The organism is Acinetobacter sp. YH16044, from assembly GCF_013417145.1.
Taxonomy (GTDB): domain Bacteria; phylum Pseudomonadota; class Gammaproteobacteria; order Pseudomonadales; family Moraxellaceae; genus Acinetobacter; species Acinetobacter amyesii.
On record NZ_VPEK01000065.1, the window covers coordinates 1 to 6,662 of the forward strand.

A 6,662-nucleotide genomic window follows, 5' to 3' on the forward strand; every position below is an offset into this window, starting at 1 on the left:
AATGCCTTGAATCAGCCTATTTAGACCGTTTCTTCGCCATTTAAGGCGTTATTCCCAGTTTTTAGTGAGATCTCTCCCACTGACGTATCATTTGGTCCGCCCGAAACAGGTTGGCCAGCGTGAATAACATCGCCAGTTGGTTATCGTTTTTCAGCAACCCCTTGTATCTGGCTTTCACGAAGCCGAACTGTCGCTTGATGATGCGAAATGGGTGCTCCACCTTGGCCCGGATGCTGGCTTTCATGTAACCGGGCAAACAGACGCATGGAGGCGATTTCGTACAGAGCATCTTCGATCGCGCCATCGCTCAGGTTGTACCAATGCTGCATGCAGTGAATGCGTAGCATGGTTTCCAGCGGATAAGGTCGCCGGCCATTACCAGCCTTGGGGTAAAACGGCTCGATGACTTCCACCATGTTTTGCCATGGCAGAATCTGCTCCATGCGGGACAAGAAAATCTCTTTTCTGGTCTGACGGCGCTTACTGCTGAATTCACTGTCGGCGAAGGTAAGTTGATGACTCATGATGAACCCTGTTCCATGGCTCCAGATGACAAACATGATCTCATATCAGGGACTTGTTCGCACCTTCCCTAAATCTGATAGTCGGTCTACAGATAGATCAATCTGGCGTTCAGATTATTCTTACTTTCTTGTATCATCCGACCACTGCAACCAATCAGGCAGAAATTTACTGCGCTCCAAAAAGAAGAACGGTTATGTCAGCGATGGATTTCAAGAAAAACACGGACCTCGATTTTCCCCGTTATGCCACTCCGGCGGTAAGCACCAAAGAGATAGATCTCCTGGGGTTGTTAGACGTACTTCTGGCAGCCAAAAAACGTATTGTGACGATCGTCCTGGCGTTCGCCGTAGTAGGGTTGGCCATTGCGTTTTTAATCCCGCAAAAATGGACCAGTAAAGCCGTGATCACGCCGGCCGAGCAGACGCAGTGGAACACGCTGCGCCAGATGATGGTGACGCTGCAGGTGCTGGACGTCGACGCGAAGGTGAGCCGTGGAGACGTGTTTAACCTGTTCATCAAAAAGTTTCAGTCGCAGTCGCTGCTCGAAGAGTACATGAAAACCTCCCCGTACGTGATGTCTCAGCTGGAAGGCACCGAGGTAGACCCGCTGGAGCTGCATCGCGCGGTGGTGAATATTGCTGAGAAAATGAAAGCGACAGATAACACGCAGGTTAAAGACGCAGACAAAGCGCCGTATACCTCATGGACGCTGAGCTTTACCGCCCCGACGGCGGGAGACGCGCAGACGGTTCTGGAAGGTTACATCAACTATATCTCCCGCATTGTTGAGCAGGAGACGATGGAAAATATCCGTAACCAGATCACGCTGAAAACGAAAGTCGTTCAGCAGCAGCTGGAGCTGGATCGCGTGCGTCTGACCAATATCCACAACACCAACCTGCAGCGCCTCAACTATTCGCTGGAAGTGGCGAACGCGGCAGGCATTAAGAAGCCGGTTTACAGCAACGGACAGGCGGTAAAAGACGATCCTGACTACTCCGTGGCGCTGGGTGCTGACGGTATTGCGCAAAAGCTGCAGATTGAAAAGAATCTGAAGGACGTGGCCGAGCTGAATGCGGATTTCCAGAACCGTGAATACTATCTGACTCAGTTGCAAAAACTGTCCGTGGAAGACGTGAAGCTTGAACCCTTCAGGTATCAGCTTTCACCGTCACTGCCGGTGAAAAAAGACGGTCCGGGCAAAGCCCTGATTGTGCTGCTGGCAGGGATTCTGGGCGGCCTGTTTGCCTGCGGCAGCGTGCTGCTGCGTGAGGCAATGCTCTCGCGTAATCCGTTGCCAGAGCCGATAACGGCCGTAACGCCAGCAACAGAGTAACGACGATATTAAAAAGGCGCTGATTCAGCGCCTTTTTTTATTTCAGGAAATCGTCGCGCACCGGCGTAAAGGTATCCAGAAGGGTGCCGGGCTTCAGGCAAATGCAGCCGTGCATCACGTGCGGCGCTTTATAGAGCGTATCGCCCGCCGTCACGATCTGCTTTTCTTCACCTATCGTAAACTCGAACTCCCCGGAGAGCACATAGGTAAGCTGTTCATGCGGGTGATTGTGCATCGGGCCAATCGCACCCTGCTCAAAATTGACCTCCACCGCCATCATCTTTCTTAGCATTCTTCCTTGGTGGATTTGGCGTACATAAATTTTACTTAGGTAAAATAGGACAGGGATTCCTGTATCTAATTTTTTGCTGGACATTCATACCCGCGATCATCGCGTTTATTGAGTTTATTATTTATCTATGCGATTCCGATGAAAAATTCGCAAGAAAATATGGCTAACTCATAGCAAAAAAGCCCTGCGGGGCTTTTTTTGTACCAGTCTGTGAGGCAGATTTACCATAACATCCGTTGCGTGCACCGCCTGAGAGGCTCTCAGGGCGTTTCTGGGTCTTCCTGCCTGTTTCCGACACTTCCCTGTGCCTATATCGTGAAAAAACGCGCCTGATGATTCTGGCGCGTCTGCATGGCTATGCACACACATGCATGGCCGGGATTTTAGCGGCTAAAATCCGGCTGGACGCCCAAAAGCACCACTGAACCTCACGAATAACGCCTCACGGGTGTGCAGTTTACTGTGCGGCCGTGAGGCGTTGGCCAGGCCGTCAGGCATGGCTGGATTTATTGCTAAGGGGGTCGGATTTAACGTGGATGAATCAGCACGCAGTGATGAACGGGATTCGGAAGGGGCACCCTTGCGGCGCGGCGATGTATACATCGCTAACGTGCCTTGGTCATTTATTGCAAGAAGGGAGAGGTAGCATTTTGATAGCAAAAAAGTAGCAAAAGGATAGCAACCGAAAGACCAGAAGACTCTGGAGATAGCAAAAAAGTAGCAAAATGGTAGCAAAAAGATAGCAAACATGCGGGAGCTAACCAGGAGTCTTTAGCGGGCCGGCGGTACTCCAAAAACACATCTTGTCCCGCTGTTTTGTGAATAAGCCAGCATAGCTGTGGGCACAAAACATTTCCTGTCCGCTGCTTTAACCTTTGTAATCCAGGAACGTCAGGTGACGTCACTTTGCGGCGTTAGCCCTATCCTGCATCGTATTAAAAAATGCAGCACTGGCGCGTACGGTGCCGAAGATAAGTCCGGGGATATTCCGCTTCCTCGCTCACTGACTCGCTACGCTCGGTCGTTCGGCTGCGGCGAGCGGAGGGAACGGAGACATTAAGGCACAGGCAATGAGAGAGGATCGAGAGGCAAAAGAAAAGGCCGCGGCGTTGCCGGTTTTCCATAGGCTCCGCCCCCCTGACAAGCATCACAGAATCTGACGCTCAAATCAGTGGTGGCGAAACCCGACAGGACTTAAAGATACCAGGCGTTTCCCCCTGGTGGCTCCCTCGTGCGCTCTCCTGTTCCTGCCTTTCGGTTTACCGGTGTCATTCCGCTGTTATGGCCGCGTTTATCTCATTCCACGCCTGACACTCAGTTCCGGGTAGGCAGTTCGCTCCAAGCTGGACTGTATGCACGAACCCCCCGTTCAGTCCGACCGCTGCGCCTTATCCGGTAACTATCGTCTTGAGTCCAACCCGAAAAGACACGACTTAACGCCACTGGCAGCAGCCACTGGTAGAGGGTGTACAAGAGATTACTGATGCAGAGTTCTTGAAGTTAGAGCCAAACTACGGCTAAACTGGAAGGACGAATTTGGTGGCAGCGGTCTTGTACACCCTGTTACCACGGTTCAGAAGTTCCCCAACTTACTGAACCTTCGAAAAACCACCTCCCCAGGGGGTTTTTTCGTTTCTGGATAAGAGACTACGACGACAGACGGACGATCTCAAGAAAATCCTCTCTAACAGGTTATATTCAGAGTAAAAAAAGTGAGCTTAAATATGGCTTTTTCAATAGCAGAAGTGCGCGAGGGGCGTATCGGTTCTTGGTAATGACTCCAACTTACTGATAGTGTTTTATGTTCAGATAATGCCCGATGACCTTGTCATGCAGCTCCACCGATTTTGAGAACGACAGTGACTTCCGTCCCAGCCTTGCCAGATGTTGTCTCAGATTCAGATTATGTCGCTCAATGCGCTGAGTGTAACGCTTGCTGATAACGTGCAGCTTTCCCTTCAGGCGTGATTCATACAGCGGCCAACCATCCGTCATCCATACCACGACCTCAAAGGCCGACAGCAGGCTCAGAAGACGCTCCAGTGTGGCCAGAGTGCGTTCACCGAAGACGTGCGCCACAACCGTCCTCCGTATCCTGTCATACGCGTAAAACAGCCAGCGCTGACGTGATTTAGCACCGACGTAGCCCCAATGTTCGTCCATTTCAGCGCAGACAATCACATCACTGCCCGGTTGTATACGCGAGGTTACCGACTGCGGCCTGAGTTTTTTAAGTGACGTAAAACCGTGTTGAGGCCAACGCCCATAATGCGTGCACTGGCGCGACATCCGACGCCATTCATGGCCATATCAATGATTTTCTGGTGCGTACCGGGCTGAGAGGCGGTGTAAGTGAACTGTAGTTGCCATGTTTTACAGCAATGAGAGCAGAGATAGCGCTGATGTCCGGCAGTGCTTTTGCCGTTACGCACCACGCCTTCAGTAGCGGAGCAGGAAGGACATCTGATGGAAATGGAAGCCATGCAAGCACCTAAAAATCACCATCATACACTAAATCAGTAAGTTGGCAGCATTACCGAGAGCGGCTTTTTAATTAAATAATGATTTCCTATGATTTTTTTTTTAAACTTACTTACTTACTTACTTACTTATATCTATGTTATCAAATAATGAACATCATCAATAAAATTTCAAAAAACCATCAAAAAAACATATACATAGCTTTATGTATTATTAATCTAATTTTTATAATTAATACTTCCCATAGAATAATCGCTAGTAATATTTATTACTCCTTAACGCTTATCATACTTGGTGTTATTTTTTTCTATGGTTACACTTCAAAAATTAATTCAATTATTTCTTTATCAATATCAAGTTTTATTATTTCACTTCTATTTGTTGATTTAATGACATATCGAATGACCTCCTGGTATTTTCATCAGGTGCCAAATGAAATCATTAATATTATTCTTGATACTAACCCAGATGAGATTAATAGTAATTTTTTCTTTTCAACAAAAGAAATCATAGGGCTACTAATCATAGCATGTAACTTCTTATTTATTCTTATTGGAAAAAGAGACTCTAAATTTCAGTTAAGGCATTTTTATATTTTCATTATTCTGTTTGTTTCTTTGTTAATCGCCTTTAAGCCATTAGGATTAGCTTTGAAAGAAATTAATAAAGGTTTATCTGAACTTAAGAAAAACGCACAAATTATAAAAGATAAAAAAAACTTCAAGTGGGATTCTAAATCTACAATAAATGATAAGCAAACAGTGGTTCTTTTTTTAGGCGAAACTAATAGAGGAGATTATTTACATTTTAATGGTTACCCTAAAAACACAACCCCAAATTTAGATAAAGAAAATTTAGTTTCTTTTAAAAACACAATATCTCAAGGAGCATATACTTTAGTTTCCACACCAATGATCCTTTCTAGAAAAGGTGTGTATGATAATGGTCTTTTTAATGAAACATCAATAATTAGTGCTTATAAAGAGGCTGGATATGAAACTTGGTATGTTTCTTATCTGAGTAAAAGTCACATAGGAGATAATGAAATAAATTTAATTGCAAATGAAGCTGATCATTATGTTGTATCTGATGTCAACGTGAATACATTAGAGAAAATATTAAATAATAAAAGCAAGAAAAAGCTCATAGTTTATAAAACTATCGGGAGTCATTATCTGTATCATACAAGGTATCCATCAAATTATGATGTTTTCAAACCATCTTTTAATGAAAAAACATATTCAACTCCATCTTTAAAAGATAAGGATAAATTAGAAAATAGCTATGCTAATTCAGAATTATTTTCTGTTGATAAACAGATAAGCGATTTCATTAATGTGTTAAAAAATACAGATGGACTTGCATATTTATCTTTTATTTCAGACCATGGAACTGCTATTTATGATGATGGTAAATCGTTGTATGGCGGTAATACAAAAGGCAACTATAACATTGCTCATTTTTTTTGGTTTAATGATTTATACCACAAACAACATCCTGAGCTAATACAAAAACTTTCAATTAATAAAGATAAAAAAATAACATCCGAATGTTTCGTAGATACTAGTTTAGAGTTATCCTTTATTGAAAGTAAGATTAAAAAAGGTTGTTCCCTACTAAACGATAAATTTATTGAAAAACAGCGATTGGTGAAAAATGGTAAAGTTTATGATTTCGACCAAGATTTATAAAATGATTTCCATATAATTGAACTAGCTAAAACTTAACCTGGCAGTTACTTATTTTTATTAGGTGTCTGTCAGGTTAAATATGTTTACTAAGTTATACAAAATATAAGACACTGTTGCAAAGTTAGGGAAGGTGCGAATAAGCGGGGAAATTCTTCTCGGCTAACTCAGTCATTTCATTTCTTCATGTTTGAGCCGATTTTTTCTCCCGTAAATGCCTTGAATCAGCCTATTTAGACCGTTTCTTCGCCATTTAAGGCGTTATTCCCAGTTTTTAGTGAGATCTCTCCCACTGACGTATCATTTGGTCCGCCCGAAACAGGTTGGCCAGCGTGAATAA

At 44.5% G+C, this 6,662-nt stretch carries 4 protein-coding genes and 2 pseudogenes; 3 read left to right on the plus strand and 3 right to left on the minus strand.

The features are described from left to right. Positions 1–61: 61 nt before the first annotated feature. Positions 62–524: pseudogene (locus FTV38_RS16160) on the minus strand (transposase). A gap of 194 nt (positions 525–718) precedes the next feature. Between FTV38_RS16160 and wzz(fepE) the strand changes: the two are divergent. Then, positions 719–1,861, plus strand: coding sequence for an LPS O-antigen length regulator Wzz(fepE) (wzz(fepE), locus tag FTV38_RS16165; RefSeq protein WP_021544858.1), 1,143 nt, complete (start codon positions 719–721; stop codon positions 1,859–1,861). 37 nt (positions 1,862–1,898) lie between these two features. Here wzz(fepE) and FTV38_RS16170 read toward each other — a convergent pair whose 3' ends face one another. Continuing rightward, a complete protein-coding gene (locus tag FTV38_RS16170) occupies positions 1,899–2,138 on the minus strand; it encodes a cupin domain-containing protein (protein ID WP_218945200.1) in 240 nt (79 codons plus the stop codon). Between FTV38_RS16170 and FTV38_RS16175 the strand changes: the two are divergent. Then, positions 2,138–2,320: pseudogene (locus FTV38_RS16175) on the plus strand (TM2 domain-containing protein); the annotation flags it as partial. The gene FTV38_RS16170 and the pseudogene FTV38_RS16175 sit on opposite strands and share 1 nt — an antisense overlap. Positions 2,321–3,938: 1,618 nt before the next feature. On the opposite strand, the gene FTV38_RS16180 reads toward FTV38_RS16175, so the two are convergent. Continuing rightward, positions 3,939–4,636, minus strand: a protein-coding gene (locus tag FTV38_RS16180; RefSeq protein WP_225905514.1) for an IS1 family transposase whose coding sequence is annotated in 2 segments (ribosomal slippage) — positions 3,939–4,387 and positions 4,387–4,636 — 699 coding nt in all. Because the reading frame shifts where the segments join, the coding sequence is not laid out codon by codon here. 399 nt (positions 4,637–5,035) lie between these two features. Between FTV38_RS16180 and FTV38_RS16185 the strand changes: the two genes are divergently transcribed. Further along, entirely contained in the window at positions 5,036–6,325 is a 1,290-nt protein-coding gene (locus FTV38_RS16185) for a phosphoethanolamine transferase (protein ID WP_058663790.1), read from the plus strand. Positions 6,326–6,662 lie beyond the last annotated feature (337 nt).